At 73.9% G+C, this 26,622-nt stretch carries 24 protein-coding genes; 11 read left to right on the top strand and 13 right to left on the bottom strand.

Annotation, left to right across the window (positions count from 1 at the left end; translation table 11 throughout):
* Nucleotides 1-23: 23 nt before the first annotated feature.
* Nucleotides 24-1,163, bottom strand: coding sequence for a YihY/virulence factor BrkB family protein (locus Sdi02f_RS04730; RefSeq protein WP_167458115.1), 1,140 nt, complete (start codon nucleotides 1,161-1,163; stop codon nucleotides 24-26).
* Between the two features lie 189 nt (nucleotides 1,164-1,352).
* Between Sdi02f_RS04730 and Sdi02f_RS04735 the strand changes: the two genes are divergently transcribed.
* From Sdi02f_RS04735 to Sdi02f_RS04750, 4 genes are read left to right on the top strand one after another with little or no spacing between them, the layout of a single operon-like run.
* Entirely contained in the window at nucleotides 1,353-1,760 is a 408-nt protein-coding gene (locus Sdi02f_RS04735) for a hypothetical protein (protein WP_030402973.1), read from the top strand.
* Nucleotides 1,757-2,542 carry a hypothetical protein gene (locus Sdi02f_RS04740; protein ID WP_167458116.1) on the top strand — a complete coding sequence of 262 codons (786 nt, stop codon included), beginning with the start codon at nucleotides 1,757-1,759 and terminating at the stop codon, nucleotides 2,540-2,542. Before Sdi02f_RS04735 ends, Sdi02f_RS04740 begins: the two co-directional genes overlap by 4 nt.
* 38 nt (nucleotides 2,543-2,580) lie before the next feature.
* Nucleotides 2,581-3,105: a roadblock/LC7 domain-containing protein gene (locus Sdi02f_RS04745; protein WP_108932729.1), complete on the top strand. Its 525-nt coding sequence runs from the start codon at nucleotides 2,581-2,583 to the stop codon at nucleotides 3,103-3,105.
* A 41-nt stretch (nucleotides 3,106-3,146) separates the two neighbouring features.
* Entirely contained in the window at nucleotides 3,147-3,521 is a 375-nt protein-coding gene (locus Sdi02f_RS04750; protein ID WP_030402976.1) for a roadblock/LC7 domain-containing protein, read from the top strand.
* A gap of 89 nt (nucleotides 3,522-3,610) precedes the next feature.
* Here the strand turns inward: Sdi02f_RS04750 and Sdi02f_RS04755 are convergent, their stop codons facing one another.
* Entirely contained in the window at nucleotides 3,611-4,975 is a 1,365-nt protein-coding gene (locus tag Sdi02f_RS04755) for an FAD-dependent oxidoreductase (protein WP_030402977.1), read from the bottom strand.
* Nucleotides 4,976-5,217: 242 nt separating this feature from the next.
* On the opposite strand from Sdi02f_RS04755, the gene Sdi02f_RS04760 reads away from it, so the two are divergent.
* Together Sdi02f_RS04760 and Sdi02f_RS04765 are read left to right on the top strand one after the other, a co-directional pair.
* The gene (locus Sdi02f_RS04760) at nucleotides 5,218-6,687 is read left to right on the top strand and encodes an MFS transporter (protein WP_030402978.1); all 1,470 of its coding nucleotides are present in this window, start codon (nucleotides 5,218-5,220) and stop codon (nucleotides 6,685-6,687) included.
* Nucleotides 6,688-6,777: 90 nt separating this feature from the next.
* Nucleotides 6,778-6,951: a CsbD family protein gene (locus tag Sdi02f_RS04765; protein ID WP_037799605.1), complete on the top strand. Its 174-nt coding sequence runs from the start codon at nucleotides 6,778-6,780 to the stop codon at nucleotides 6,949-6,951.
* Nucleotides 6,952-7,029: 78 nt separating this feature from the next.
* Here Sdi02f_RS04765 and Sdi02f_RS04770 read toward each other — a convergent pair whose 3' ends face one another.
* Both Sdi02f_RS04770 and Sdi02f_RS04775 read right to left on the bottom strand, forming a co-directional pair.
* The gene (locus tag Sdi02f_RS04770; protein ID WP_108932730.1) at nucleotides 7,030-7,866 is read right to left on the bottom strand and encodes a chitosanase; all 837 of its coding nucleotides are present in this window, start codon (nucleotides 7,864-7,866) and stop codon (nucleotides 7,030-7,032) included.
* Between the two features lie 154 nt (nucleotides 7,867-8,020).
* A complete protein-coding gene (locus tag Sdi02f_RS04775) occupies nucleotides 8,021-10,765 on the bottom strand; it encodes a SpoIIE family protein phosphatase (protein WP_174843303.1) in 2,745 nt (914 codons plus the stop codon).
* Between the two features lie 340 nt (nucleotides 10,766-11,105).
* Here Sdi02f_RS04775 and Sdi02f_RS04780 point away from each other — a divergent pair, with 340 nt between their 5' ends.
* On the top strand, nucleotides 11,106-12,452 hold the full coding sequence (locus Sdi02f_RS04780; protein WP_108932732.1) for a glycoside hydrolase family 10 protein: 1,347 nt from the start codon (nucleotides 11,106-11,108) through the stop codon (nucleotides 12,450-12,452).
* A 170-nt stretch (nucleotides 12,453-12,622) separates the two neighbouring features.
* On the top strand, nucleotides 12,623-13,051 hold the full coding sequence (locus Sdi02f_RS04785; protein WP_167458118.1) for an ATP-binding protein: 429 nt from the start codon (nucleotides 12,623-12,625) through the stop codon (nucleotides 13,049-13,051).
* Nucleotides 13,052-13,056: 5 nt separating this feature from the next.
* Here the strand turns inward: Sdi02f_RS04785 and Sdi02f_RS04790 are convergent, their stop codons facing one another.
* Nucleotides 13,057-13,422, bottom strand: a complete 366-nt coding sequence (locus Sdi02f_RS04790; RefSeq protein ID WP_108932734.1) for an STAS domain-containing protein — start codon at nucleotides 13,420-13,422, stop codon at nucleotides 13,057-13,059.
* Between the two features lie 208 nt (nucleotides 13,423-13,630).
* On the opposite strand from Sdi02f_RS04790, the gene Sdi02f_RS04795 reads away from it, so the two are divergent.
* Entirely contained in the window at nucleotides 13,631-13,885 is a 255-nt protein-coding gene (locus Sdi02f_RS04795) for a hypothetical protein (RefSeq protein ID WP_053638365.1), read from the top strand.
* 127 nt (nucleotides 13,886-14,012) lie between these two features.
* Here the strand turns inward: Sdi02f_RS04795 and Sdi02f_RS04800 are convergent, their stop codons facing one another.
* Together Sdi02f_RS04800 and Sdi02f_RS04805 are read right to left on the bottom strand one after the other, a co-directional pair.
* Nucleotides 14,013-15,650 (bottom strand): glycerol-3-phosphate dehydrogenase/oxidase, encoded by a 1,638-nt coding sequence (locus Sdi02f_RS04800; protein ID WP_245962134.1) that lies wholly within the window; start codon nucleotides 15,648-15,650, stop codon nucleotides 14,013-14,015.
* A complete protein-coding gene (locus tag Sdi02f_RS04805; RefSeq protein WP_108932735.1) occupies nucleotides 15,647-16,264 on the bottom strand; it encodes a TetR/AcrR family transcriptional regulator in 618 nt (205 codons plus the stop codon). The genes Sdi02f_RS04800 and Sdi02f_RS04805 overlap by 4 nt, the downstream gene beginning before the upstream one ends.
* 71 nt (nucleotides 16,265-16,335) lie before the next feature.
* Here Sdi02f_RS04805 and Sdi02f_RS04810 point away from each other — a divergent pair, with 71 nt between their 5' ends.
* Both Sdi02f_RS04810 and Sdi02f_RS04815 read left to right on the top strand, forming a co-directional pair.
* Complete coding sequence (locus Sdi02f_RS04810; RefSeq protein WP_031084899.1) at nucleotides 16,336-17,934, top strand: FAD-binding oxidoreductase; 1,599 nt, start codon at nucleotides 16,336-16,338, stop codon at nucleotides 17,932-17,934.
* A gap of 72 nt (nucleotides 17,935-18,006) precedes the next feature.
* A complete protein-coding gene (locus Sdi02f_RS04815) occupies nucleotides 18,007-18,888 on the top strand; it encodes a YegS/Rv2252/BmrU family lipid kinase (RefSeq protein ID WP_108932736.1) in 882 nt (293 codons plus the stop codon).
* A 152-nt stretch (nucleotides 18,889-19,040) separates the two neighbouring features.
* Here Sdi02f_RS04815 and catB read toward each other — a convergent pair whose 3' ends face one another.
* The 6 genes from catB to Sdi02f_RS04845 form a co-directional block, all read right to left on the bottom strand.
* Nucleotides 19,041-21,320, bottom strand: a complete 2,280-nt coding sequence (catB, locus tag Sdi02f_RS04820) for a catalase CatB (RefSeq protein WP_108932737.1) — start codon at nucleotides 21,318-21,320, stop codon at nucleotides 19,041-19,043.
* A gap of 136 nt (nucleotides 21,321-21,456) precedes the next feature.
* Nucleotides 21,457-21,684: a hypothetical protein gene (locus Sdi02f_RS04825; protein WP_030402990.1), complete on the bottom strand. Its 228-nt coding sequence runs from the start codon at nucleotides 21,682-21,684 to the stop codon at nucleotides 21,457-21,459.
* 162 nt (nucleotides 21,685-21,846) lie between these two features.
* Nucleotides 21,847-23,742 carry a DUF2264 domain-containing protein gene (locus tag Sdi02f_RS04830; protein WP_108932738.1) on the bottom strand — a complete coding sequence of 632 codons (1,896 nt, stop codon included), beginning with the start codon at nucleotides 23,740-23,742 and terminating at the stop codon, nucleotides 21,847-21,849.
* Nucleotides 23,739-24,770 (bottom strand): hydroxyacid dehydrogenase, encoded by a 1,032-nt coding sequence (locus Sdi02f_RS04835; protein ID WP_031084908.1) that lies wholly within the window; start codon nucleotides 24,768-24,770, stop codon nucleotides 23,739-23,741. Before Sdi02f_RS04835 ends, Sdi02f_RS04830 begins: the two co-directional genes overlap by 4 nt.
* Nucleotides 24,767-25,630: a carbohydrate ABC transporter permease gene (locus Sdi02f_RS04840; protein WP_030402993.1), complete on the bottom strand. Its 864-nt coding sequence runs from the start codon at nucleotides 25,628-25,630 to the stop codon at nucleotides 24,767-24,769. The genes Sdi02f_RS04835 and Sdi02f_RS04840 overlap by 4 nt, the downstream gene beginning before the upstream one ends.
* Nucleotides 25,627-26,613 (bottom strand): carbohydrate ABC transporter permease, encoded by a 987-nt coding sequence (locus tag Sdi02f_RS04845; RefSeq protein WP_031084911.1) that lies wholly within the window; start codon nucleotides 26,611-26,613, stop codon nucleotides 25,627-25,629. Before Sdi02f_RS04845 ends, Sdi02f_RS04840 begins: the two co-directional genes overlap by 4 nt.
* Nucleotides 26,614-26,622: the final 9 nt, after the last annotated feature.

Consider the following 26,622-nt stretch of genomic DNA (forward strand, 5'->3'; position numbering starts at 1 on the left):
TCCTCAGTCCTAGGTTTCAGCCGTCAGTCCGCCCCCTCGTCCTTGCCTCCGCCCTCGCCCTCGCTCCCGTTCCCGTCCCCGCCCTCGTCCCCGGCCGCGCGCCGCCGGTCCGCCTCGTTCCAGGCCCGGGTGTCGCGCGGCTCCACGTACGGCTCCTCCCCGGGCGGGAACCCGCCGTCGATGACCCGCTGCCGGGCCAGCTCCGCGTCGAACTCCAGGCCGAGCAGGACGGCCAGGTTGGTGACCCACAGCCAGACGAGGAAGACGATGACGCCGGCCAGGGTGCCGTAGGTCTTGTTGTACGAGCCGAAGTTGGCCACGTAGACGGCGAACCCGCCGGAGGCGACCAGCCAGATCAGCAGCGCGACCAGGCTGCCCGGGGAGACCCACCTGAAGCCCCTGACCCGGGCGTTCGGCGCGGCCCAGTACAGGATCGCGATCATGAAGGCGACCAGCAGGACCAGCACCGGCCACTTGGCGATCGACCACGCGGTCAGGGCCGTGTCGCCGATTCCCAGCGCGGTGCCCGCCTGCCGGGCCAGGCTCCCGGTGAAGACCACGATGAGCGCGCTGACCACCGCGAGCACGAGCAGCACCACGGTCAGGGCCACCCGCAGCGGCAGCACCTTCCACACCGGGCGCCCCTCGGGGACGTCGTAGACCGCGTTGGCGGCCCGGATGAACGCGGCGACGTAGCCGGACGCCGACCAGACGGCACCCAGCAGACCGACGACCGCCAGCGCGGATCCCAGACCCGCCTTGGCCCGCAGCTGCTCCACCGCGTTCGTGAGCACGTCCCGCGCGGAACCCGGCGCGAGCTTCTGGATGTTGTCCAGCACCTCCTGGGTGGCGGACGCCCCGGCGATGCCCAGCAGCGACACCAGCACCAGCAGGGCCGGGAACAGCGCCAGGATCCCGTAGTAGGTCAGGGCCGCGGCCCGGTCGGTCAGCTCGTCGTCCTTGAACTCGGCCAGCACGCGCCGCAGCAGCGCGGACCAGGAACGCTTCGGCAGTTCGGCGGGGGAGTCCGGGGCGGCGTCCTCGGTGGCGGCGTCCGGGCCGAAGTCCCCGTCCGGCCGCCCGGAGACCGGCGGGTGTGCGGACTCGTCCGGCGGTGCGTGCTTCGGGTGCTTCCCGTGACGGGAGAAGTGCAGTCGGGCCATGCCCCCCGGGTTGCCCGTCCCGGCGCGGGCACGCTCGGCCACTCGTGCGGGGCCGCGGCCGAACCACGCAGTATGCCGCACCGCGGGCACGTTCCTCTGGAAAATGCCAAAGGTCTCACCGGATGCGTGCACCTTCCGTAGTGTCGTCGTCACGTTCGCGGTACAGCCGTGCAGGGGAGGGGATCCGGCGTGCCCGGAATCGACGAGAGTCTGCTGGAAGCCATGAGGCTGCCCGGCGCGCGCGGCGCGTCGCTGGTCGACTGGATCAGCGGGCTCGCCCTCGGCGCCGTCGGTGAGGCCCCGGGCGGCGACTGGGAGGCGACGGCCGCGGAGACGGCGGAGCTGGGCCGGCACGTGACGGAGAGCGGGTCCCTGGCGGCGGCCGGCACGGCGGGCGGCGGTGCCGAGCCGGGGAAGGAACCACCGGTGGAGGACCTGATCGCCACCACCGGCGACGCCTACCACCTGCTCAGGTTCGTCAGCACCCCGTTCGACAGCACCGTCTTCCTGCACCTGTGGCTCGACCGCAACGACGGGAACCTCGCCCTGGCCCGCATCAGGCTGGCCGAGCTGGCCGACCGGCTGGTGCTCGGATGACCCGGGTGACGACCACCTGGACCGCGTACGAGACCACCGCCGAGGCCCTCGCCGCCCTCGCGGCCGAAGGGGCCACCGGCGCCCTGTCGGGCGAGCGGGGCATCGTCTACCTCAAGGCGGGCCGCGTCGTGCACGTGGAGTCGGCCTTCGCCCCCGACCTCGGCGCGCTGCTCACCCGCAGCGGCGCCGTGCCGCCGGACGGCTGGTGGGAGGCGGTCGACCGGGGCGGCACCCAGCACCGGGTCGGCCACCGGCTCGTCGACAGTGGCAGGCTTGCCGCCGGCGCGCTGGAGGTCTGCCACCTGGGCGCCCTGTTCGACGCCGCCTACTTCGTCCTGGCCCACGACGGCCGCGCGCAGCGCTTCCGGCCCGGCGCGGCGCACTGGCTCGGTGCGGTCCGCTCGGTGCCGGTGGACGTCGTCGTGCGCGAGTCCGGGCGCCGGCGCGCCCTGCTGGACCGCATCTGGCCCGACCCCGCCATCGACACCCTCCCGCTGACCCGGGTGCCGGGCACCGGGTCCGCCGCGCTGCCCGTGCGGCGCGGCCGCACCCTGACCCAGGTCGACGGCGTCCGCACCGCCGCGCAGATCGCCTCGGCGCTCGCCTGCCGCACGTACCACACCCTCGTGGAACTGCGCCGACTGGCCGCCGACGGGCTCGTGCGCGCGGCACCGCCCGCCGCTCCGCCCCTGCCGCCCGGGCCGCCACCGCGGGCGGTGGTGTGGGACGACCCCGACACGGCCCTGCTGCGACGGCTTCGAGACGCCTTGGAGGCCCTGTGATCCGCGCGCGCCGCAGGCGCGACGAAAGGAGACTGCTCATGGCCGTCGAGAGCGACGTCCTGGAGGAACTGCACCGGCTGCGCAACCGCGTTCCCCGGATGACCGGGTCGCTCGCGGCCACCGTGGACGGGCTCGTCCTGGCCCACGACGCGCCGGGCACCGAGCCCGAGGGGCTCGCCGCGCTCACCGCAGCCGCCCTCGGCGTCGCGCACCGCATGGCGGAGGCCACCGCGCGCGGCGACTTCCGCGAGCTGCTGCTGCGCGGGGCCGACGGCTACGTGGCCACCTACGCCGCCGGTCCGGCCGCCGTGCTCACCCTGCTCGCCGACGGCCGGGTCAACGTGGGCCGGCTGCACCTGGAGGGCCGGCGCAGCGGCGCGCGGATCGGGGAACTGGTCGCCGCCGGCCTCGGGCCGGAACGCGGCCGCGCCCCGGCCGCCGAAGCCGTCACGGCGCCCGTCGAGGGGACGGCCCGCCCCATCGGCACCCTGCCGGTGCGCGCCCCGCAGCGGCCCACCCACCAGCCCACCCCCCAGGCCGGCGGCCACCACCGGCCGACCTGAAGCACCGACCGCACACCGAACACGTCCGGAAAGGGAACACCATGGCCAACCTGGAGACCTCGCTCAAGGAATGCCTCAGCTCCATCGACGGATCGACCGCCGTCGCGCTGGTCGACTACACCAGCGGCATGGCGCTCGGCACCCTGGGCGGCGGCAAGGACTTCAACCTGGAGGTCGCCGCCGCGGGGAACACCGACGTCGTGCGGTCCAAGCTGCGCACGATGGAGCACCTCGGGCTCAAGGACGAGATCGAGGACATCCTGATCACGCTCAACACCCAGTACCACATGATCCGCCTGCTCAAGGGGCGCGGCGGCAACGGTCTCTTCCTCTACCTGGTGCTGGACGCGAACCGCGCCAACCTGGCGATGGCCCGCCACCAGCTGCGCCGGATCGAGGGCGAACTGGAGGTCTGAACCCCTCCCCGCGTCAGCCCGTCCCGATCCGGCGGGACACGTCCGGCACCGGCCACCCCTTGGGAGGGCCGGTGCCGGACGTGCACGGCTCAGGCGCCGCTCTCCCGGAGCATGTCCTCGCGCTCGACGTACTTCACGCGCTCACGGCCCTGCGGCTCGCCCTGCGCCTTCTCCGCGGCGTCGAGCTTGTACCAGCCGTCCCAGGTGGTGAAGCGGATGTTCCGCTCGGCGAGGAAGGCGTCCACCGCTTCCGGCTCGGGCGAGGCGGGCGTCTGGAGACGGCCGCCCGCGTAGTCCTCCAGCAGGTTGGACACCGTCTCGTTGGCGTCGCCCTTGGTGTGGCCGATCAGGCCGACCGGGCCGCGCCGGATCCAGCCGGTGACGTACGTCGACTGCAGGTGCTCGCCGGACTCCTGGACCACCCGGCCGCCCACGTCCGGGACCGTGCCCGTCTCCAGGTCCCAGGGCAGCTTGGGGAGCCGGTCGGAGAGGTAGCCGACGGCCCGGTAGACCGCCTGGACGTCCCAGTCCTTGAACGTGCCGGTGCCCTTGACGTTGCCCGTGCCGTCCAGCTCGGTGCGCTCGGTGCGCAGGCCGACGACCTTTCCGTCCTTGCCGAGGATCTCCGAGGGCGACTCGAAGAAGTGCAGGAAGAGCTTGTGCGGCCGGTCGCCGACGTCGCGGATCGCCCAGTTCTCCAGGGTCTTGGCGACCATGTCGGCCTGCTTGTTGCCGCGCCGGGTCGCGATCGAGCCCTCGTCGTAGTCGATGTCCTCGGGGTCGACGATCACCTCGATGTTGGGGGAGTGGTCCAGCTCCCGCAGCTCCATCGGGCTGAACTTCGCCTGCGCCGGGCCGCGGCGGCCGAAGACGTGGACCTCCAGCGCCTTGTTGGCCTTGAGACCCTCGTACACGTTCGGCGGGATCTCGGTGGGCAGCAGCTCGTCCGCCGTCTTGGCGAGGACCCGGGCGATGTCCAGGGCGACGTTGCCGACGCCGAGGACGGCGACCTTCTCCGCCTCCAGCGGCCAGGTGCGCGGGAAGTCGGGGTGGCCGTCGTACCAGGCGACGAAGTCGGCCGCGCCGTACGAGCCGTCGAGGTCGATGCCGGGGACCGGCAGGTCACGGTCGGCCGTGGCGCCGGTGGCGAAGATCACACCGTCGTAGAAGGCGCGCAGGTCGTCCAGGCTGATGTCGCTCGGGTAGTCGACGTTGCCGAAGAGGCGGATCTGCGGCTTGTCGAGGACCTGGTGCAGGGCCGTGATGATGCCCTTGATCCGCGGGTGGTCGGGTGCCACGCCGTACCGGATGAGTCCGAACGGGGCGGGCATCCGCTCGAAGATGTCGATGGAAACACCGGGGTCGGCGGCCACTTCGGACTTGAGCAGGGCGTCAGCGGCGTAGATCCCGGCCGGGCCGGATCCGACGATGGCCACCCGCAGTGGGCGGGGCATGTTCAGGTTCCCTTCGAGCGGTAACAGATCGACTCTCGGGGAAGCCTAAGCTAAGGCAAGCCTAAGTCGGTACGCGGGTCCGGTCTATGAGGTCATAAGCACACCTTATGGGATCTCATGGTTGAGGTTGGGGGTCGCCGGTCGAGCAGGTCGTTGAGCACGGTGTTTGAAGGGCCCGCCACGGGTGACGCAGGCGTGGGGCGAAGTGGCGCGTCCCGTGCAGCCTCACGAGGGGAGCCCGTGTGCAGGATACGGAGGACGAACCCGACCCCCGCCGGTGGCGGGCCCTGTGGGTGACCCTGGTCGCCGGTTTCATGACCCTGCTGGACGTGACGATCGTCGCCGTGGCCCTGCCTTCCATGCAACGGGAGCTGCACGCCTCGCCGACGTCCGTGCAGTGGGTCGTGTCCGGATACGCGCTGGCGTTCGCCCTGACCCTGGTGACCGCGGGCCGGATCGGCGACGCGTTCGGCAGGCGGCGCGTCTTCCTCGCGGCCCTGGCCGCCTTCGTGCTCTTCAGCGCCGCCTCGGGGGCCGCGCCCGGCATCGAACTGCTGGTCGCCGCCCGGCTCGCCCAGGGAGTCGCCGCGGGCAGCCTGGCCCCGCAGAACTCGGCACTCATCCAGCAGCTGTTCCGGGGTGCGGAACGCGGGCGCGCGTTCGGGCTCTTCGGCGCCACCGTGGGCGTGTCCAGCGCCGTGGGCCCGGTGGTCGGCGGTCTGATCCTCGCGCTGGCGGGAGCCGGGGGCTGGCGGTGGATCTTCTACGTGAACGTGCCGGTCGGCCTGGTCGCCCTGTTCCTCGGCTTCCGTCTGCTGCCCCGGGTGGCGCCCGGCGGCCGGGGACGGCTCGACCCCGTGGGCGTGGCGCTGCTCGGGGCGGGGATCCTGGCCCTGATGCTGCCGCTGGTGCTCGCCGAGGGCGGCGGCCTGACCCGGGTGTGGTGGCTGTTCCCGGCGGGTGCCGTCGTCCTCCTCGCCTTCGCGCGCTGGGAGCGCCGCGTCGCCCGCCGGGGCGGCCAGCCGCTCCTGGAGCCGGGACTGCTCACCGAGACCCGCGGCTACGCCACCGGCGCGGGACTGGGAGCCCTGTACTTCGTCGGGTTCAGCGGGGTCTGGCTCGTCTTCGCGCTCTTCTTCCAGAACGGACTGGGCTACTCGCCCCTCATGTCCGGCCTGGCGGTGACCCCGTTCGCCGCGGGCTCGGCCGTCGCCGCGGCCGTGGCGGGCCGGCTGGTGGAGCGGCTGGGGCGGCTGCTGACCGTCTGGGGACTGGTCGCGGTCATGGTGGGTCTGGGCACCACCGCGCTGCTGCTCTGGCTCGTCCCCTCCGACACGGGCGCCTGGCTCGCCGCGCCCGCCCTGCTCCTCGGTGGACTGGGCAGCGGCTGCGTGATCTCCCCGAACATCACGATGACCCTGCGCGACGTGCCGGTGCGGATGGCGGGCGCGGCCGGCGGCGCCCTGCAGACCGGCCAGCGGCTGGGCGGCGCCGTGGGCACCGCCGCGCTGCCGGGGCTCTTCTACCTGACGCTGAACGCCACCCACGACGACTACCACCGGGCGGTGGGCCTGTCGGTGGGCACCGGCGTCGCCGCCATGCTGTGCGCGCTGACCGTCGCGGTCCGCGACTGGCACCGGGACCGTGCCGGCGGCGACCGGAGCTGCCCGCCGGAGACCTCCCACAGCCACACGCACGCCGGGCAGAACTGACCGCCCCGCCCGAACCGGCACGTTTGGAACCGCCGTACCGGGCGACCCGCCGGGCAGACAGCGCAAGCCAACGCCGAGAGGTGAACCACTGTGGCCGGCAATCAGAAGTCCAAGGCCAAGATGGAGCAGGCCAAGGGGAAGGCCAAGGAAGCGGTCGGCCGGGCCGTCGGCAACGAGAGGATGACGGCCGAGGGCCGCGCCGCCCAGTCCAAGGGCGACGCCCGGCAGGCCAAGGAGAAGGGCAAGGACGCGTTCCGGCACTGACACCGGTACCGTCCTGGCGGCACACGGGCCGCGGAATCCGGCACACGGCCGGTTCCGCGGCCCGCCCCGTGCCCGGGGTCAGCCGATGTGGTAGGCGTCCCCGTAGACGTGCCAGTCCAGCGGCGGTTCGAGGTCCAGGTTGCCCTCGTCCAGGAAGACGCGCTGGGCCGTGTCGACCCGGCTGGTGTCGCTGTGCGCCTCCTCCTGCTTCATGGCCCGTACCCGCTCGTCGAGGAAGGCGTGCAGGTAGGCGACCTCGTCGCCGCCCCGGGCCGGCGGCCGGGCCCGGCCCAGGGCACGCTCGCGGATGCTGCCGAAGCCGAGGGCACCGCCGTCGCCGTGCATGACGATCGCGTCGTAGTACGCGAACTGCCCCAGCGTCCGCAGCCCGTCCTCCTGGGCGCGCCGCACGGCCGGGTCGAAGTAGACGCGGTCGCGCTCGTCGTCCTGGGCCCGGCGGAAGACGGGGTCCTCGTCGGCGGCCCGGCGCCAGTCCCGAGGGAACCCGGGGTCGAGCCCCTCGTGCGAGTCGGATCCGTCCACCCGGCGCAGCGCCGGCAGATAGGGCGCGAGGACGTTGCCGGGGCTGCGCTCGGCGTACGACTCCACCAGGTCGAGCATGTCGCCGGTGCCGGAGCAGAAGCCGATGATGCCCGCGGTGTAGCCGCGGCCGTCGCCGATGTCCTCGATGTAGCGGTACTGCGCCTTCCAGTCGAGCGTGGAGTTCTCCGCGCTCGACACCAGTTGCATGGCGATCTCCTTCTTCGCCGGGTCGTCTAGTCCCGCCGGGCGCGCGGACGCAGCCGCGGCGTGCGAGGGGGTGAGGAAGGGAACCGTCGCCGGAACAGCCATGGCGAGCACGGTACGGCGCGAGGGGCCTGCGGGGCGCGCCGGGTCGGGGAACGGGTGCCTCACGGAAACTCCAGGTGTGTGGGGGGAGTGCGGGCACTGACAGGAAAGTTTCCTACCAGACAATCCGCGTGCTGCACACCCGTCCGGCACCGGATCGGTACGGACCCAGCGCGCCGGACCCCGCGCCCCTCGCGGCGCGACCGCCCCCGCGAGCCCGTCAGGGCACCGGCTGCTCCGCCCAGATGACCTTGCCGGCCGGTGTGTAGCGGGTGCCCCAGCGCTCGGCGAGCTGAGCGACCAGGAACAGACCGCGCCCGCCCTCGTCCGTCATGGCGGCGTAGCGCAGGTGCGGGGAGGTACTGCTGCTGTCGAACACCTCGCAGATCAGGCTGCGGTCGCGCAGCACCCGCACGTGGACGGTCTCGCCGCCGTACCGGATCGCGTTGGTGACCAGCTCGCTGAGGATCAGCTCCGTGGTGAACACCAGCTCGTCCAGGCCCCACTCGCCCAGCCGCCGGGTGACCTGGGAACGCACCTCGCCGACCGCCTCCGGATCGTTCGGGACGTCCCACTCGGCGACCTGGTCCGGGCCCAGCGTCCGGGTGCGGGCGACCAGCAGGGCGATGTCGTCGCCCGGCCGGTCCGGAAGCCGGGCGTCCAGGACGGTCCGGCAGGTCTCCTCGGGCGTCTCGCCGGACGTCTCCAGCGCCCGGCGGAGGTGCTCCAGGCCGACGTCGATGTCGTGCGCGCGGTCCTCGACCAGCCCGTCGGTGTACAGCACGAGCCGGCTGCCCTCCGCCAGCCGCAGCTCCGTCGTCTCGAACGGGAGGCCGCCCAGGCCCAGCGGGGGCCCCGGGGGAACCTCGGGGAACTCCACGGTGCCGTCGGGCCCAATCAGCGCCGGCGGCGGGTGGCCCGCCCGGGCGATCACACAGGAGCCCGCGACCGGGTCGTAGATCGCGTAGAGGCAGGTCGCGCCGGTCACCGGGGCGGTGCCGTCGTCGGCCGTCTCGTCCTGGTCGATCCGGCCGACCAGTTCGTCCAGCAGTCCGAGCAGTTCGTCGGGCGGCAGGTCGAGGGCGGTGAAGTTGTGCACCGCCGTCCGCAGCCGCCCCATGGTGGCCGCGGCGTGCAGACCGTGCCCGACGACGTCGCCGACGACGAGCGCGACCCGGGCCCCGGACAGCGGGAGCACGTCGAACCAGTCGCCGCCCACTCCCGCCTGTGCGGGCAGGTAGCGGTAGGCGACGTCCAGGGCGTTCTGGTCGGGCAGCCTGCGAGGCAGCAGACTGCGCTGGAGGGTCACCGCCATGCTGTGCTCGCGGGTGTAGCGGCGCGCGTTGTCGATGGAGACCGCGGCCCGTGCGACCAGTTCCTCGCCGAGCGCCAGCTCGTCCTCGTCGAACGGCTCGGGCTTGACCGAACGCCAGAAGCTCACCACTCCGAGCACCAGGCTGCCCGCGCGCAGCGGGACGGTGATCAGGGAGTGGACGCCGTACGCCACCACCTGCGCGGAGCGCTCGTAGTCCTGCGCCTGCCAGCCCGGGGCCTCGCCGAGGCGGGGCTCCAGGACGGCCCGGCCCTCGCGGAGCGTGCGGCCCTGCGGGGAGGAGTCCACGTAGCGGATCTGTCCGCCCACGGGGTAGAGCGGGACGTCCTCGCTGATGCCGCTGCGCGCGGTCCGGCGCAGCGGCATCGCGCGGTCCGGCTGACCGCCGGCCATCACGGGGTCGAACAGGTCCACGGTGACGTAGTCGGCGAACCGGGGCACGGCCAGCTCGGCCAGTTCCTCGGCGGTGCGGGTGACGTCCAGGCTGGTGCCGATGCCCACCCCGGCCGCGTACAGGATGTCCAGGCGTTCCCGGGCGGTCTCGGCCCGGCCGGACAGGGCCCGCAGCTCGGTGGAGTCGCGCAGCGTCGCGACGCTGCCGGCCGGGCCGCCCCGCACGTCCGTGGGCCGCTGGTTGATGGCCAGCAGCCGGTCCTCGACCAGGTGCACCTCGTCGGTGGCGGCCTGGCCCGAGGCCAGCAGTCCGGCCAGGTCGGAGGGCAGGCCGAGGGCGCCGACGTGCCGGCCCTCGGCGTCGGCCGGCAGGTTGAGCAGCCGCCGCGCCTCGTCGTTGGCCAGCAGCAGCCTGCCCTCCCCGCCGACGATGAGCACGCCCTCCCGGACGCTGTGCAGGACGGCGTCGTGGTGTTCGTACATCCGGGTCATCTCGTGCGGCCCCAGGCCGTGCGTCTGCCGCATCAGCCGTCGGCTCACCAGGGCCGTGCCCCCGGTCGCCAGGGCCAGCCCGACGGCCGCCGCGCTCAGGACGAGGGGGAGCTGACGGTCGGCGACCCCGCCCACGTTCTCCGTCGTGATGCCGGCCGAGACCAGGCCCACCACCTTCCCGTCGGGGGCCTTGACGGGCACGATGGCCTGGACCAGCGGGCCGATGGTGCCCTCGATCTCCTCGGTCACCGTCTTCCCGGCCAGCGCCGGGGCGATGTTCCCCACGAAGGTCTTGCCGATGCGGTTCGTCCTCGGGTGGGTGTAGCGGACGCCCTGCGGGTTGGTGACGACCACGAAGTCCACGTCCGTGGCCTTGCGCACCGCCTCGGCCCGGGGCTGGAGCACCGCCGTGGGGTCGGGGCCGCGCAGCGCCTCGACGATGCCGGGGGAGTTGGCGAACGTCGCGGCCACGGAGACCGACCGGTTGCGGGCCTCCGTGTCGCTGTCGTGGCGTACCTGGAGCACCAGTGCGACCGCCGCGGCGACCACGAGCAGCAGCACGATGACCACGTTCATCACGAAGACCTGGCCGGCCACGCTGCGTCCGGACAGCGCCGAGCGCAGCGCCGAGGCGGACCGCGCGTCCGCCCCCCGCCGTGACCGGTCCGCGTCCTGCCGGTGTCGGGCGTGCGGGCCGCCGGGACGACGGGGTGACCGTTCTCCCGATCGACCCATCAGTCGGACCATGTGCTCATGTCTACACTGCCGGGCCCCAGGAGGCGAGGGGCGCCCCCTGTGACCCGGCGGACCGCCGCACGGGACCCGCGGGGCCCGCCGGGTCCACCCCGGCGGGCAGGCCGAGGGTCCCGGTGCGTCCGTCCGGGTGGCGCGGCAGCGGCGGCGATCCCTCACCGCCGGTCGTCGTGACGTCACCGTCACGGGCCGTTGACCCCGCGGACGGGAGTCCGTAATCTCGCTCCGCGACATTCGGAAAGCCGTCCGAAACTTTCGACCCCTCGGGGTGAAGTCCGGCGGCTGCCCGCCCTTCCGAACGGCCTCCGCACACCGATTCAGGGAACGGGATGACATGAACATGATATTGAGACGCCTGTCGAGGGCGGCCATCGCCGGTCTCGTGGCCGCGGCCGCGCTGACGGCCGCGGCCCACTCCGCCGAAGCCGCCGACACCCTCGGGTCCGCGGCGGCCGGACAGGGCCGCTACTTCGGCGCCGCCGTCGCGGCGGGCCACCTCGGCGAGGCCGACTACACCGCCACGCTGGACCGGGAGTTCGGCTCGGTGACGCCCGAGAACGAGATGAAGTGGGACGCCACCGAGCCCAGTCGGGGCACCTTCACCTTCACCTCGGCCGACCGGATCGTCGACCACGCGCAGAGCCGGGGCATGGACGTGCGCGGCCACACTCTCGTCTGGCACTCCCAACTGCCCTCCTGGGTGGGCACGCTGGGCGCCTCCGACCTGCGCACGGCCATGAAGGACCACATCAGCGGCCTGATGGGCCACTACAAGGGCGAGATCCACAGCTGGGACGTCGTCAACGAGGCGTTCCAGGACGGCGGCAGCGGCGCCCGGCGCAGCTCGCCCTTCCAGGACAAGCTGGGCGACGGCTTCATCGAGGAGGCGTTCCGCGCCGCACGCGCCGCCGACCCGGCCGCCAAGCTCTGCTACAACGACTACAACACCGACGGCGTCAACGCGAAGTCCACCGCCGTCTACAACATGGTCAAGGACTTCACGTCCCGCGGCGTGCCCATCGACTGCGTCGGCTTCCAGTCCCACTTCAACAGCAACTCGCCGGTCCCGTCGGACTACCGGCAGAACCTCCAGCGCTTCGCCGACCTCGGCGTGGACGTGCAGATCACGGAGCTGGACATCGAGGGCTCCGGCTCGGCGCAGGCGGCCGACTACACCAAGGTCGTCCAGGCCTGCCTCGCGGTGGAGCGCTGCACCGGCATGACCGTGTGGGGCGTCACCGACAAGTACTCGTGGCGCAGCGGCGGCACCCCGCTGCTGTTCGACGGCAACTACGCCGAGAAGCCCGCCTACGACGCCGTGCTGTCCGCCCTCGGCGGCTCGGGCGGCCCGGGCGAGCCCGGCGGTCCGGGAGAGGGCACCGCGACCTGCACGGCCACGTACACCAGGACCGCGGACTGGGACGGCGGGTACAACGGCGAGGTCACCGTCACCGCGGGCAGCGAGCCGATCGGTTCCTGGACGGCGACGGTCACCCTGCCCGCGCGGCAGTCCGTCTCCGCCCTCTGGAACGGAACGGCCGCCTTCAACGGCAACGTCATGACCGTACGGCCGAGTTGGAACGGCGCCCTGGCGGCCGGCACATCGACCACCTTCGGGTTCACCGTGACCAAGAACGGCAGTGACGCCGCGCCCGCGGTCGGCGCCTGCACCGCCTCCTGACCCGCCGGTCCGGCCGGCCGCTTGCGCGCAGTCGGCCGGGTCCGGTCAGAAAACGGCGCGTCCGGCGGAAGTTGGGGCAAAGGGATCGTGGTGGGCGCCCTGGTGCGTATCGTGGGAACCGGGGACCTCCGCTCCTCCACTCGGCCCCGGACCGGACGGTGAGGCTCGGCATGACTCCGGCGCACGGACCCGACACCGCCGACGGCTCCGTCGTGTCCGCGGTGGTGGAGTTCAGGGGCGGATCCGCGATGATCCCCGCCTCCAGGGATGTCGTCCACGGCTTCGTCGCACGCCTCGCCGAGCGGGGCGTGCAGCTTGCGGACGCGTTCCTGGACGCCGCTCGTCTGGTCGCGAGCGAGCTGGTGACGAACGCGCTGCGCCACGCGCCCGGCCCCTGCCGGCTGGAGCTGACCCTCGTGGACGACGGTGTGGAGATCGCGGTGACGGACACGGGGGAGGCGTTTCCCACCTTCCTGCCCCGCGACCCCGCGCGGGTCGGCCGGCACGGGCTGGAGATCGTCACGCGGCTGTGCGACGAGGTCATCACCAAGCCGCACGCGCGGGGCAAGACGGTGTACGCGCGCCTGCCGCTGACCTGAGCGGGTCAGGCGGCGAGGGCCTCCTCCACGCTCGGGTAGCAGGGGATCAGCGCGTCGACGCCCACCAGCCGCAGTACGCGCTCCACGGCGTCACGCGGGGCGGCGAGCCGCAGCCAGACGCCGCGGGACTCGGCGGCCCGGTGCGCGGAGATGAGGACGTTGATGCCGCTGGAGTCCAGGAAGCCCACCTCACCGAAGTCCACCACCGTGCCCGGCGCCGACTCCACCGACGCCAGCAGGACCTCGCGCAGGTGGCCGCTGCCGTCGAGGTCGACCTCTCCGGCGAGGACCACGACGTCGACGCCGTCACCCGTGGTGGTACGGGTGATCAGCAGCCGTCCCGGTACCGCCGCTCCCTCGATCTCCGTCACGCCGCCCTCAGCTCTCGTGTCGCCGCTTGTGCCCGGCCCCGTCGTCGGTGGCTTGATGTTAAGGCTCTTCGCCGTCCGCGTGGACCACTTGGGCCGGCCGGAGCGCATGGGCCGGGCCCCCGCCCCCCGGCCGCCGCGGGCTCGACGCGCGCCGAGGCGTTCCACTGGCTACGGTCGAGGTGTGGTGGCACACACATTCGAGGAGCTCGTGCACAAGCGCCGCGCGGCGGACCTGGCACAGCACCGGGTCGAGGAGCTGCGCGACTCGTACGGGCCACCGACACAGCACGAGTGGACCCCGCGGCAGTCCCACACCTACGAGACGGCCGTACGGGCCTGGCGCGACCTCGACCGGGACGCGCGGACCGCGATGACGGAGTACGTCAAGGAGGGAGGCCAGTCCCAGCACAAGATCGAGGCGAAACTGCGCAAGGCCGTCCGGGAGGACGACCGGGACATCTGATCGGGCAGGCGGCGCCCGTTCCCGGGCCGCCTGCCGACCGGCCGACGCCGTCGGCCCGCCCCGTCCGGCTCGGCGCCCCAGCCCGCCGAGCCGGGCGGGCGCCGTGCCGGCGGGCCGCCGCGGGGTCTCAGCCCCGCTCCGCCGAGAACTCGCCGGTTCCGCCGGTTCCGCCGAATCCGCCGATCGCGCCGCTCCCGCCGACCTCGCCGACGAGTTCGCGCACGGCGGCCAGGGCCGCCGCGCGGTCCTCGGGGACCAGGCCGACCCGGGTGCGCCGGTCGAGCACGTCGGCCTCGTCCAGGGCACCCTCGTGACGCAGGGCCCACACCAGTTCGGCCCCGGTGACGGGGTGGCCCGGCAGGATCCGCTCGGCGAGGCGGGGGTCGCGGGCGGCCAGGGCCTGGACCGCCGGCGCCTCGGTGCCGTAGTGCCGCACCAGGCGACCCGGCGCCCGGACCCGCGCCAGGGCCTGCGGAGCGGCCGCTCCGACCAGCGGCAGCGCGGCCGTGGGGGAGGGCCCGGCGACGAGACCCCTGGCGGCGACGGCGGTGTCCACGGCGTCCTCGGCCATGCGCCGGTACGTGGTGAGCTTGCCGCCGACCACGGTGACGACGCCCTCGGACGAGGTGAGCACGGCGTGCCGGCGCGAGACGTCCGCCGTGCGCGGCCCCGCACCGTGGCGGTCCGGCGCGGTGGTGTCGAGCAGGGGGCGCAGGCCCGCGAAGGCACCGACCACGTCCTCGCGGTGGACCGGGGCGTCCAGCACCGAGCCGAGCACGTCGAGCAGGAAGCCCACGTCCGTCTCCGGCACCTCGGGCACGTCCGGGACGTCCCCGTCCACGGGCTCGTCGGTCAGGCCGACGTAGACGCGGCCGTCGCCCTGGGGCAGGACGAGGACGAAGCGGTTGGTCTCGCCGGGGACCGGCACGTGCAGACCGGCCGGGAGCGGGCCGAGGCGCTCGGAGCGCAGGACGAGGTGGGTGCCGCGGGAGGGGCGGATCCGGATGCCGTCCACGAGGGCACCGGCCCACACCCCGGAGGCGTTGACCACCGCGCGGGCCCGTATCACCCCCTCCTCGCCGGTCAGCTCGTCCCGCACGCGGGCGCCGGACCCGGTCAGCTCCAGGGCCCTGACCCGGGTCAGGATCCGGGCTCCGCGGGCCGCGGCGGTCCGGGCCAGCGCCGTCACCAGCCGGGCGTCGTCGGTGAGCCGGCCGTCCCAGGAGAGCAGCCCGCCGCGCAGCCCGTCCGGGCGCAGCACCGGGGCGAGGTGGCGGGTCTCCACGGCGGACAGGCGCCGCGGCGCGGGCAGCGTGGCCCGCGCGGTGCGCGCCGCCAGCCGCAGGGCGTCGCCGGCCCGGAACCCCGCCCAGGCCAGCGCACCCTGACCGCGGGAGACCAGGGGTGTGAGCGGCAGGACGAAGGGCTGTGCGCGCACCAGGTGGGGGGCCGTGCGCTCCATCAGCACGCCGCGCTCCACCGCGCTCTCGTGGGCGACGTCCACCTGCGCGGAGGCGAGGTAGCGCAGGCCCCCGTGGACGAGCTTGGAGCTCCAGCGGGAGGTGCCGAAGGCCAGGTCGTGGGCGTCCACGGCGGCGACGCTCAGGCCCCGGGCGGCGGCGTCCAGGGCGGCACCGGCACCGGTCGCGCCGAGGCCCACGACGAGGACGTCCACTTCGGGGCCGCCGACGGTGTCGGCCACCTCGCGCGAGCGCCGCGCGGCGGACAGGGAGGCCCCGGCTGCGGGGCGGTCGGCGGGGCTCATGGCGTCAGGGTCCTCTCCAGGATGGTGCGCAGTTCCGCGAGGAGGGCCGCGGGGCTCAGTCCGGCGTCGTCCTCGTCGGTCATGGTCCGCAGCGACAGGGCGAAGGACTGGACGACCAGCAGCACCGACCGGGCCTGCGCCCCGGTGTGCGTCCGGCGCACCGACCCGTCGGCGTGGCCCTCCTCCAGCGCGTCGGCCAGCAGCTCCAGCAGGGCCTCCTGGCTCGCCCCGCGCCGGTCGAGGACGTAGGGCAGGAGCAGTTCGGGGTCGACGTCGACGATCTTGCGGAAGAGCGGGTGGGCGCGGAACGCCTCCACCCCCGCCACCAGGCCCTCGACGATGCGCGAGTGGGTGCCGGTGCCCTCGCCGGGCGCCGGGATCGCGCCGGTGGCGACCGCGATCCACTCCCGGGTCATCAGGTCGCCGACCAGGGAGCGCACGTCCGGCCAGCGCCGGTACAGCGTCATCCGGGAGACGCCGGCGCGGCGGGCGACGTCGGTCATCGTCGTACGGCGCACGCCGACGGCCATCACGCAGTCGCGCACGGCGTCCAGCACCGTGTCGTTGTCCGCGGGGGTCTGTCTGCTCGCATGGTTGTGACGGTTGGGCGTCATGTGTCACAGTGTAACGCCCCGCGGGGCGGTGCGGACGGCATCCCTCGACACGACCGTGAGGACGACAGGCCATGGACATGCTGTGGAACGGCTGGGGCGACCCGGACAGGGCGACGCCGCTGCCCGACACGGTGACCGGACTGCTGCGCGAACTGCTCGGCGTCGCACCCCGCGAGGACACCGCGCTCCCCCTGGCAGAGATCGAGGTGCCCGGGCCGCCGCTGGGCGAGGACGCCCGCCGTGCGCTGGAGGCGGCCGTCGGCGGCCGTGCCGGGGACGTGCGCACGGACGCCGAGGGCCGCATCCGGCACACCCGCGGCAAGTCCACCCCCGACCTGCTGCGGATGCGGGCCGGCGACACCGCCGACGCCCCGGCCGCCGTCGTCCTGCCGGACGGCCACGACGAGGTCCTCGCCGTACTGGCCGCCTGCGCGGAACACCGCCTGGCCCTCGTCCCCTTCGGCGGCGGCACCTCCGTCGTCGGCGGCCTCGCCCCCGGACGCGACGGCGCGTTCGTCGCCCTCGACCTGCGCCGCATGAACCGCCTGCTCGACCTCGACGAGGTCTCCCGCACCGCCACGCTCCAGCCCGGCCTGCGCGCCCCCGAGGCCGAGGCGCTGCTCGCCGAACACGGGTACACCCTCGGCCACTTCCCCCAGTCCTACGAGTGGGCCACCCTCGGCGGCTTCGCCGCGACCCGCTCCAGCGGACAGGCCTCCGCCGGGTACGGCCGCTTCGACGAGATGGTCCTCGCCCTCACCCTCGCCACCCCCGAGGGCACCCTCGAGACGGGCCGCGCCCCCCGCTCGGCCGCCGGACCCGACCTGCGCCAGCTCGTCCTGGGCTCCGAGGGAGCCTTCGGTGTCATCACCTCCGTCACCGTGCGCGTACGGCCCCGGCCGGCGGTCCGCCGCTACGAGGGCTGGCGCTTCGCCTCCTTCGACGAGGGCGCCGCCGCCCTGCGCCGCCTCGCCCAGGACGGTCCCCGGCCCACGGTGCTGCGCCTGTCCGACGAGACCGAGACCCTGATCGGCCTCGCGCAGCCCGACGCCATCGGCGCCTCCCTGGAACAGCCGGACGCCGGCTGCCTCGCGGTCGTCGGTTTCGAGGGCACCGAGGAGGACACCGCCCACCGCCGCGAGGGCGCCGCCGCCGTCCTGCGCGCGTGCGGCGGCACCTTCGCCGGTGACGGACCCGGGGAGCGCTGGGCCCACGGCCGTTACGCGGCGCCGTACCTGCGCGACTCCCTGCTGGACGCCGGCGCGCTGGCCGAGACCCTGGAGACGGCGGCCTACTGGTCCCGCCTGCCCGCCCTCTACGCCGCCGTCCGCGAGGCGCTCACCGCCACCCTCACCGAGTCCGGCACCCCGCCCCTGGTCATGTGCCACATCTCGCACGTCTACGAGAACGGCGCCTCCCTCTACTTCACGGTCGTCTCCGCCCAGGGCGAGGACGCCGTGGCGCACTGGACCCGGGCCAAGCACGCCGCCAACGACGCGATCCTCGCCGCGGGCGGCACCATCACCCACCACCACGCCGTCGGCACCGACCACCGCGACTGGTACGCCCGGGAGGCGGGCCCCCTGGGCGTCGGGGCCCTGCGCGCCGTCAAGCGCACCTTGGACCCCGACGGACTGCTCAACCCGGGCGTCCTGCTGCCCGCGGACTGACCCCGCCCGGCCGACAGCCGCCACCCCGTGAGACAACAGTCCGGCACCATCCGTCAGCCCGGAGGCACCTCGATGCGACAGTTCACCGCCGTCGTCAACCCCACCGCGGGCGGCGCCACCTCGGCCGCCGCGCTCCTCGGGGTGGCCCGGCTGCTGCGGGAGGCCGGGGCGGAACTGGAGACCGAGTACAGCCACAGCCTCGCCCACGCCCGCGAACTCGCCCGGCGGGCCGGGCAGTCGGGGCGGGTGGTGCTCGCCGTGGGCGGCGACGGCATGGCGGGCGGGATCGGCGGCGCCCTCAGCGGCACCGCGGCCGTGCTCGGGCTCGTCCCGGCCGGGCGCGGCAACGATTTCGCCCGCGCCCTGAACCTGCCCGCCGAACCGGCCGCGCTGGCCGAGGTGCTGTTGCACGGCGAGCCCCGCCCCGTGGACACCGTCGAGGTCACCTCCGCCGTCCACGACCGCACCGTCGTCCTCGGCAGCGTGTACGCCGGTGTCGACGCGCTGGCCAACCGGCACGCCAACGCCACGCGCCTGCTGCGCGGGGCCGCCTCGTACTACGTGGGCGCGGTCCGGGCCGTCGCGGGCTGGCGCGCGACGCGCTACCGCGTCACGGTCGACGGCGAGGAGCACGCCTTCACCGGCTACACGGTGGTCGCCGCCAACTCCGGCTACTACGGCTTCAACCGCCTCATCGCCCCCTCCGCCCGCGTGGACGACGGGCTGCTCGACGTGGTGATGATCCACCGGGCACCGCGACGGCTGTTCTTCGCCCTGATGAACGAACTGGCGACGGGCGCCCACGTCCACCGGCCCCAAGTACGGGTCCTGCGCGGCCGGGAGGTCCGCATCGAGGCCGACCGGGCGATACCCTACGGCGCCGACGGCGAGGTCGAGGCCGTCGTGCCCGTCACGGCCCGGGTGCTGCCCGGCGCGCTGCGCGTCCTGTGCTGAACCCCTGAATCCCTGAATCTCCGAGCCCCTGAGCCCCTGAGCCCGGTCACCCGGCCCCCGAACGCGGCCCGCGCACCCGGCCCTTGGACACGGCCCTTGGACACGGCAGGGGCCGGGCACCGGCACCGGTGCCCGGCCCCGCGGTCCGGGGATCAGCCCCGCGGCGTGGTGAAGCGTTCCCACACCCGGTGCGAGCCCATCAGCTCCGTCACCTGTTCCAGGGCGGCGGTGCCGGAGTCGGCGACGATCACACCCGGCGCGTCGGTGGGCACCCCGGACGCCTCCAGCGCGGGAGTGCCGCCGGCCCACACCCCGATCGCCTTGCCGTGCCGGAACGCCTCCGACAGCAGCAGGCTCACCCGCGGGTCGACCGTCCCCGGACCCGCGGGCGCCGGGCCCGCCTTGTAGTCGCGCGGGGTGTAGGCGTCGCCGCCCATGTCGGGCGTCCCCGCGACCAGCACCGCGTCGAACTCGACCGACCGCGCGGTGACATAGCTGCGCTGCACGGTCAGCGCGGCCTCGCCGGAACCGAGGGTGCCGCCGGTCGGCGCCACCACCAGCGGCACCATCCCGGCGTTCAGCACCGCCTCCCGCACGGCCGCCACGCCCTCCAGGTCCGCCCCGCCGGTCACGATGCCGACGACCCTGCCGTCCAGCGGCCAAGTGCCGCCCACCTGGGACAGCGCCGGGCTGGGCCGGACGTCGGCCAGGGGAACCGTCGGCTCCGGGGCGGGCAGGCCGAGGCCCTCGGCGACGCCCGCGCACAGCTCGGGGTCGATGTTGGCCAGGACCTGCAGCGTCCGCTCCCGGATCGCCTGCTCGTAGCACTTGCCCAGTTCGAAGGTGTAGGCGCCGATGATGTGCTCGCGCTCCACCGGGCTCATGCTCAGCCAGAAGCGGCGCGGCTGGCTGAAGTGGTCCGCGAACGACTCGGGGGCCTCACGGACCTTGCGCCCCTCCGGCACCCGCACCGGCGCCTCGACGAAGGCGTTCGTGTCCGCGCCCGCGGTGAACGGGCAGCCGCCGTCGAGGGAGTTGGGCCGGTAGGGCGCCACACCCCGGTGCACGGCCGTCTGGTGCATGCCGTCGCGCAGCATGTCGTTGACCGGCGCCTGCGGCCGGTTGATCGGCAACTGCGGGAAGTTGGGGCCGCCCAGACGCGTGATCTGCGTGTCCAGGTACGAGAACAGCCGCCCCGCCAGCAGCGGATCGTCGGTGATGTCGATGCCGGGCACCAGGTGGCCGACGTGGAAGGCGACCTGCTCGGTCTCGGCGAAGAAGTTGGACGGGTTGCGGTTCAGGGTGAGCAGCCCGACCGGCTGCACCGGCGCCATCTCCTCCGGCACGATGTTGGTCGGGTCCAGCAGGTCGATGCCCTCGAAGGTCTGCTCCGGGGTGTCGGGGAAGGTCTGGATGCCCAGCTCCCACTGCGGGTACGCGCCCGCCTCGATGGCGTCCGCGAGGTCGCGGCGGTGGAAGTCGGGGTCGACGCCGTTGATGATCTGCGCCTCGTCCCAGACCAGCGAGTGCACGCCCAGCTTGGGCTTCCAGTGGAACTTCACCAGCGTCGTGGCGCCCTCCGCGTTCACCAGCCGGAAGGTGTGGACGCCGAAGCCCTCCATCATCCGGTACGAGCGCGGGATGCCCCGGTCGCCCATGAAGAAGAGGGTGTGGTGGGTCGCCTCGGTGTGCAGAGAGACGAAGTCCCAGAAGGTGTCGTGGGCGCTCTGCGCCTGCGGGATCTCCCGGTCCGGGTGCGGCTTGGCCGCGTGCACCACGTCCGGGAACTTGATGGCGTCCTGGATGAAGAAGACCGGGATGTTGTTGCCGACCAGGTCGAAGACGCCCTCGCTGGTGTAGAACTTCGTCGCGAACCCGCGGGTGTCGCGCACGGTGTCCGACGACCCGCGCGAGCCGACCACCGTCGAGAACCGCGTGAACACCGGCGTCTCCACGTCGGCGGCCAGGAACGCCGCCTTGGTCACCGAGGCGGCCGTGCCGTAGCTCTGGAAGACACCGTGCGCCCCGGCGCCCCGGGCGTGGACCACGCGCTCCGGGATGCGCTCGTGGTCGAAGTGCATGACCTTCTCGCGCAGGTGATGGTCCTGCAGCAGGACGGGACCGCGCGGTCCGGCCTTCAGCGAGTGGTCCGTGTCGTACAGCCGGGTTCCCTGGGCGTCCGTGAGGTAGCTGCCGGACTGCGCCACCCGGGCCTGGTCCGCTCCCGTGGGCTGCCCGGTCGGCGACACCGTGTCCGGCCCGCTCTGGTCCGGCTTCGGGGGCAGCGGCTCGCGGAGTTCGGTCGGCTCGGCGACGGGAGGCGACTCGGGCCCGGGCCTGCCGGGGATCCCGTCCGGCGGTCCACCGGCCTCGCCGTGCAGGCCCTCGGTCACCTTGCGTACTGCTCGCTTGAGGGGATTGGCCTCGCTCATCGGCCTTTCTCCGTTTCTGGGCGGGCCGCTGCACGCGCCCGTTCGTGTTCGAGTACCGACTGCCGTGGTGGGCCGTGACCGCGTACCCAGCGTGCGGAACTCAAGGCATGGGCGGGAGGAACGGAGGCGGCGGCACTCAGGTGATGGTCCGTCCGTCGTGGACGCCGCCCCGGCAGAGCTGCGTGAAGGAGCCGCTCCCGTCCCCGTCCGCCGAAATGACGATCACTCCGCCGCCCCCGACGCACTCGGCCGCCGTCACGTCGCCCGGCAGGCCCGGGACACGGGGCACCGCGGCCTGGGCCCCGGCGGCGCCCAGGACCCACAGGGCCGCGGCCGCGATCACGGTGCACGACGACTTGCGCATGGAGACGGCTCCTTCTCACGGGTGCCGTCCCAGCGTCACCGGCCCGGGCACGGCCCGCCACCGGGGACGTGCGTGCGGGGGAGCGGGCACGCCGGAGGGCCCCGGCCGCGGCCGGGGCCCTCGAAAGCGCGGTGACGGGCCGGGGGCGGATCCGAACGGCCCCTAGCCCTGCGTGTGCGTCACCCCCACCGGCCCGAACGAGACCCGGGTGCGGGCGCCGTCGGCCGCCCAGACCACCTCCACGGCGTCCTCTCCGGCCACCACCTCCGCGACCGCGTCGGCCACCGAAACGCTCGCCGGCTCGCCCGCCAGCGCGGCCAGGCAGACGTGCACGGAGGTGCCGCCCGCCGCGCCGGACAACCGGGGCAGCTCCGCCCACGGCACGTACGCGGTGCCCTGCGGGGCGCGCACGGTCTCCGTCCCGGGCTCCCAGCCGTACAGCCCGTGCAGGGCCGAGGTCAGCGGCTCCTCGGGTCCGGTGGCCCACCCGGTGTGGGTGACGCGGGCCCCGGCCGGCGCCCCGGCCACCCGGTGCACCCGCAGCTCGTACGGCCCCCTGGCCACCGTCACGCTCTCCACCCGCAGTCCCGGCACCATCGGCGCCCCGGCCGCGAACACCGGCCGGTGCCAGGACGCCGCCCAGCCCCAGCCCTCGCCGCCGCCCGCGCCCAGCGGGTGGATACGGCGCCGCACGCTGGACCGGCCGTTCACCTCGACCGACAGGTGGTTGTCGGCCACGTTCTCCCGAGCAGTGGGCCCCGTCCGGGTCGAGTAGGCCTGCCGGCCGTAGTGCGGGTCGTCCTCGGCCGCCGACTCGCCCTCGTGCGGGCGGACATGGTCACTGCCGTGGTTGTGCAGCCGTACGATCCCGTCGGCGCGGGTCGCCTGCACCAGCAGCCCGGGTGCCGTGAGCGCCAGCACCCGGTCCGCCTCCTCCACCGGCGCGGGCTCCTCCGTCGCCGTCCACAGCGGGTGCTCCGGCGCGGCGAGGAGCGACACGAACGCCTTCGACGCCCAGTAGGGGGAGGCCGGGCCCGAGTACGGCTGCAGGGTCGCCTCGTGCGGCCCGTACCAGCCCAGGCTCAGCAGCCCCTCCTCCGTCAGCGCCCCCCGGTCCACGAAGTACCGCAGGCTGCCGCTGGCCAGCCGCCGGGAGGCGCCCGGGGTCAGCGGCGAGTGCCCGGTCAGCGCGCCGAGGCCCACGGCCGCCGACGCGGCGAAGCGGTAGGCGAGCGAGCGGCCGAAGTGCAGCGGAGCACCGTCGGCCCCGAACATCAGGGCGAAGCCGTCGAGATGGGCGCGCAACCGCTCCCCGTACCGGGCGAGGGCGTCGCCGTCGCCGCCGAGACGGGCGTCGAGCACCGGATAGAGGTGCAGCGCCCAGCCGTTGTAGTGGTCGAAGGCGCGCCCGTCGCCGTCGGCGTACCAGCCCTCGCCCCGGTACCAGCCCTCCATCAGCTCCAGCGCCCGCTGCCGGGCCGCGGCCGTCTCGGCGTCGCCGCGGCCGACCGACTCCAGGAACCCGGCGACCGTGTACGGGAACAGGTACCAGTTGTTCGGCGCCGGCACGTGCCGCAGCGCCCCGCGCAGCCACTCCTCCACCCGGTCCTGCACCCCGGAGTCGAGGTTCTTCCACAGCCACGGCGCGGTCAGCCGCAGCCCGAGCGCCACCGAGGCCGACTCGACCATGGGCTGGCCCTGGACGTCGTGGTCGAGGATCAGCGGCCAGGACTCGGTGTCGTCCCGGCCGGGGGTACGGGTGCCCGAGGCGAGGCCCTCGGCGTAGCGGTCCAGCCAGCCGTGGGGATCCGCGCCGCCCGCACCGGCGACGCGGAAGCCCGCCGCCAGGAACGTCCGCGCGAAGCCCTCCAGCCCGTCGGAGCGCACGCCCGAGCGCGAGGGGCGGCCCGGCAGGTCGAGCAGGGCGCGGCCCGGGCTGCTCCAGCGCCACGCGGCCCACAGCAGCCCGTCCGCGACGGCCTCCCAGTGGGCGCGGGTGTAACCGGTGAAGGGGCTCGACGCACGGTCCTCGGTGGGCAGTTCGAACGGGATGCTCATGCCAGGAACGCCAGCCTTTCGCGTCGTACGGGGTGGAGGAAGCCGGACCCGAGGGCCCAGCGGCTCGTCTCGGCGAGGGCGAGGTCGGCCAGCCGGCGCCACTCGTTGCCCTCGGAACCGGCCAGGTGCGGGGTGATCAGGGCGTTTTCGCAGTCCCACAGCGGGTGGTCCGGCGCCAGCGCCTCGGGGTCGGTGACGTCGAGGACGGCCCGGATCCGGCCCGCCAGCACCGCGTCGGTGAGCGCGTCCTGGTCGATCACCGCCCCCCGGGAGGTGTTGATCAGCACCGCGTCGGCGGGCATCGCCTCGATCAGCGCACGGCCGACCAGGTGCCGGGTCTCCGGCAGCAGCGGCGTGTGCACGCTGACGGTGTCGCAGCGCGCGAACAGCTCCGCCAGTCCCACGTTCTCGACGCCCAGCGAGGCGGCCTCCGCGTCGCTCACGTACGGGTCGTGCAGCAGCACCTCCACGTCGTGCGGGCGCAGCAGCTCCACGACCCGGCGGCCGATCAGCGAGGCCGACAGGATGCCGACCGTGCGCCGGTAGTTGCCGACGCCGCGCGGGGTGCGCAGCCAGTTCCCGCGCACCCGGGAGGCCCGGTAGTCACGGGCCCGCTCCAGCACCCGCTTGCCGCTCAGCAGGATCATGCCGAGGGTGTACTCCGCCACCGGCAGCGCGTTGGCCGCGGCGGCCGAGGAGACCTCGACGCCCCGCTCCCAGCAGGCGTCGGTGACGTGCCCGCGGACGCTGCCCGCCGTGTGCACCACGGCCCGCAGCCGGGGCGCCGCACGCAGCACCTCCGCGTCCAGCGGCGGACAGCCCCACCCGGTGATCAGCAGCTCCACGTCCGCCAGCACGGATCTCGCCCGCGCCGTGGTCAGGTCGTCGAGCACCGGGAACGGCGCCAGGTCGCAGACCTCGCGGAACGCGGCGAGGGACTCGGGGTCGAGGACGGCCGAGGCGGCGTCCGGGGACATGGCCACGGCGGCACGGGGCCGGCGGCCGGGTCCGGGGGCGTGCACGGTCACTTGACGGCTCCGGCGGTCAGGCCGCTGCGCCAGAAACGCTGGAGCAGCACGAAGGCGAGGATGAGCGGCAGCACGGCGAGCAGCGAGCCCATGATGACCACGGGGTAGTACTCGGGCGACACGGACGCCGAACTGTTCCACTGGTACAGGCCGAGGCTGACGGGATACAGGTCCTGGTCGGACAGCATCACCATGGGCAGGAAGAAGTTGTTCCAGATCGCGGTCAGCTGGAAGAGGAAGACGGTGACCAGGCCGGGCCCGAGCATCCTGAGCGCCACCCGCACGTACGTGGTCAGCTCCCCGGCCCCGTCCACGCGCGCCGCCTCCAGCACCTCGTCGGGCACGTAGCCCCGCGCGAAGATCCGGCCGAGGTAGACGCCGAACGGATTGAACAGCACCGGGATGAACACCGCCCAGAAGGTGTTGACCAGGCCGGCCTCGGACGCCATCAGGTACAGCGGCAGCGCCAGCACCGTCTGCGGCACCATCACCGCCGCCAGCACCAGGCCGAACAGCTTCTCCTTGTGCCGGAAGCGGTACTTGTCGAAGGCGTAGCCGCAGGCCACGCTCACCAGCGCGCCGAGCGCCGCGCCGAGCACCGCGTACAGCAGGCTGTTGACGTACCAGCGGCCGTACAGCCCGTCGTCCATGGCGAACAGGTCCTTCAGGTTCTGCAGGAAGGAGAAGTCGCTCAGGGAGAGCAGGTCGCTGCTGAAGAGGGCGTCGCGGTTCTTCGCGGAGGCGAGCACCAGCCACAGCACCGGCAGCAGCGTGTAGAGGACGGAGAGGGCGACGACCACGTTGACGGTGGCGCGGCCCAGCAGCTTCGGGCGGAGCAGGGAGGTGTCGGCGGCGCTCATCGGGCCTCCTCGGAGTCGGTGCGGCTGGTGAAGCGGGTGACGCCGTAGGACAGGGCGATGGTGCACACCAGCAGGACCACCGAAGCGGCCGCCGCGAGGCTGTAGTTGTTGCGGGTGAAGGCCGCGTCGTAGATGTACATGCTGGGCGAGAAACGCGAGCTGATCATGGGGGAGGACTGGCTGAGCAGCATCGGCTCGGTGAAGAGCTGGAGCGCCCAGATCAGGGTGAAGATCGAGACCGTCACGATGGAGGCCCGCACCAGCGGTGTCTTGACCTGGAGCGCCGTGCGCACCGGCCCGGCGCCGTCCACGACGGACGCCTCGATCACCTCGCGCGGCACGGCCTGGAGGGCGGCGTAGAAGATCACCATGTTGTAGCCGAGGTTGCTCCACAGGGCGATGTTCACGATGGACGGGACCACCGTGTGCACGCCGAGGAAGTCGATCGTGATGTCGCCCTTGGCGAACAGCTCGATGACCGGGCTGATGCCGGGGGTGTACAGGTACAGCCAGATCAGCGCCGCGATGATGCCGGGCACCGCGTGCGGCAGGAACAGGCCGAGCTGGGCGAAGGCGCGCAGCCGCACCACGCCGGAGTCCAGCAGCAGGGCGAGGGCGAGTGCGCCGACGACCATCAGCGGGATGTAGATGAGGCAGTACAGGGCGACCGTGCCGAGCCCGCCGAGGAAGGTGGGGTCGGTCAGGACGGCCGCGTAGGAGCGCAGTCCGACGAAGACCGTGCGCTCGGGGCCGAAGCCGAGACCGGGCTGGTCGTCGCTGAAGAAGCTCAGGTAGACGGCGGTGCCGACGGGAATCAGGAAGACGGTGACCAGCAGGGCGAAGAACGGCGTCATGAGGACGCCGGCCGCGGTCAGTTGACGGCGCTTGGCCGCTCGGCGGGCGCGCGGGCCCGAGGCGGAGGGTGCCGGGGAGGCGGCGCGGTCGGCGCCGGCCGGCACCCGTGCGGGGGTGGTCGTGGTCATGGGTGTGTC

This window comes from Streptomyces ardesiacus, assembly GCF_003112575.1.
GTDB lineage: Bacteria > Actinomycetota > Actinomycetes > Streptomycetales > Streptomycetaceae > Streptomyces > Streptomyces ardesiacus.

Excerpts from the sequence above, each read along its gene's own strand:
- Sdi02f_RS04730 (WP_167458115.1), bottom strand. The coding sequence starts at position 1,163 with ATGGCCCGACTGCACTTCTCCCGTCACGGGAAGCACCCGAAGCACGCA.
- Sdi02f_RS04745 (WP_108932729.1), top strand. The coding sequence starts at position 2,581 with ATGGCCGTCGAGAGCGACGTCCTGGAGGAACTGCACCGGCTGCGCAAC.
- Sdi02f_RS04780 (WP_108932732.1), top strand. The coding sequence starts at position 11,106 with ATGAACATGATATTGAGACGCCTGTCGAGGGCGGCCATCGCCGGTCTC.
- catB (WP_108932737.1), bottom strand. The coding sequence starts at position 21,320 with ATGAGCGAGGCCAATCCCCTCAAGCGAGCAGTACGCAAGGTGACCGAG.
- Sdi02f_RS04785 (WP_167458118.1), top strand. The coding sequence starts at position 12,623 with ATGACTCCGGCGCACGGACCCGACACCGCCGACGGCTCCGTCGTGTCC.
- Sdi02f_RS04740 (WP_167458116.1), top strand. The coding sequence starts at position 1,757 with ATGACCCGGGTGACGACCACCTGGACCGCGTACGAGACCACCGCCGAG.
- Sdi02f_RS04830 (WP_108932738.1), bottom strand. The coding sequence starts at position 23,742 with ATGAGCATCCCGTTCGAACTGCCCACCGAGGACCGTGCGTCGAGCCCC.
- Sdi02f_RS04750 (WP_030402976.1), top strand. The coding sequence starts at position 3,147 with ATGGCCAACCTGGAGACCTCGCTCAAGGAATGCCTCAGCTCCATCGAC.
- Sdi02f_RS04825 (WP_030402990.1), bottom strand. The coding sequence starts at position 21,684 with ATGCGCAAGTCGTCGTGCACCGTGATCGCGGCCGCGGCCCTGTGGGTC.
- Sdi02f_RS04845 (WP_031084911.1), bottom strand. The coding sequence starts at position 26,613 with ATGACCACGACCACCCCCGCACGGGTGCCGGCCGGCGCCGACCGCGCC.
- Sdi02f_RS04840 (WP_030402993.1), bottom strand. The coding sequence starts at position 25,630 with ATGAGCGCCGCCGACACCTCCCTGCTCCGCCCGAAGCTGCTGGGCCGC.
- Sdi02f_RS04800 (WP_245962134.1), bottom strand. The coding sequence starts at position 15,650 with ATGAGCCCCGCCGACCGCCCCGCAGCCGGGGCCTCCCTGTCCGCCGCG.
- Sdi02f_RS04755 (WP_030402977.1), bottom strand. The coding sequence starts at position 4,975 with ATGCCCCGCCCACTGCGGGTGGCCATCGTCGGATCCGGCCCGGCCGGG.
- Sdi02f_RS04810 (WP_031084899.1), top strand. The coding sequence starts at position 16,336 with ATGGACATGCTGTGGAACGGCTGGGGCGACCCGGACAGGGCGACGCCG.
- Sdi02f_RS04805 (WP_108932735.1), bottom strand. The coding sequence starts at position 16,264 with ATGACGCCCAACCGTCACAACCATGCGAGCAGACAGACCCCCGCGGAC.
- Sdi02f_RS04815 (WP_108932736.1), top strand. The coding sequence starts at position 18,007 with ATGCGACAGTTCACCGCCGTCGTCAACCCCACCGCGGGCGGCGCCACC.
- Sdi02f_RS04775 (WP_174843303.1), bottom strand. The coding sequence starts at position 10,765 with ATGGTCCGACTGATGGGTCGATCGGGAGAACGGTCACCCCGTCGTCCC.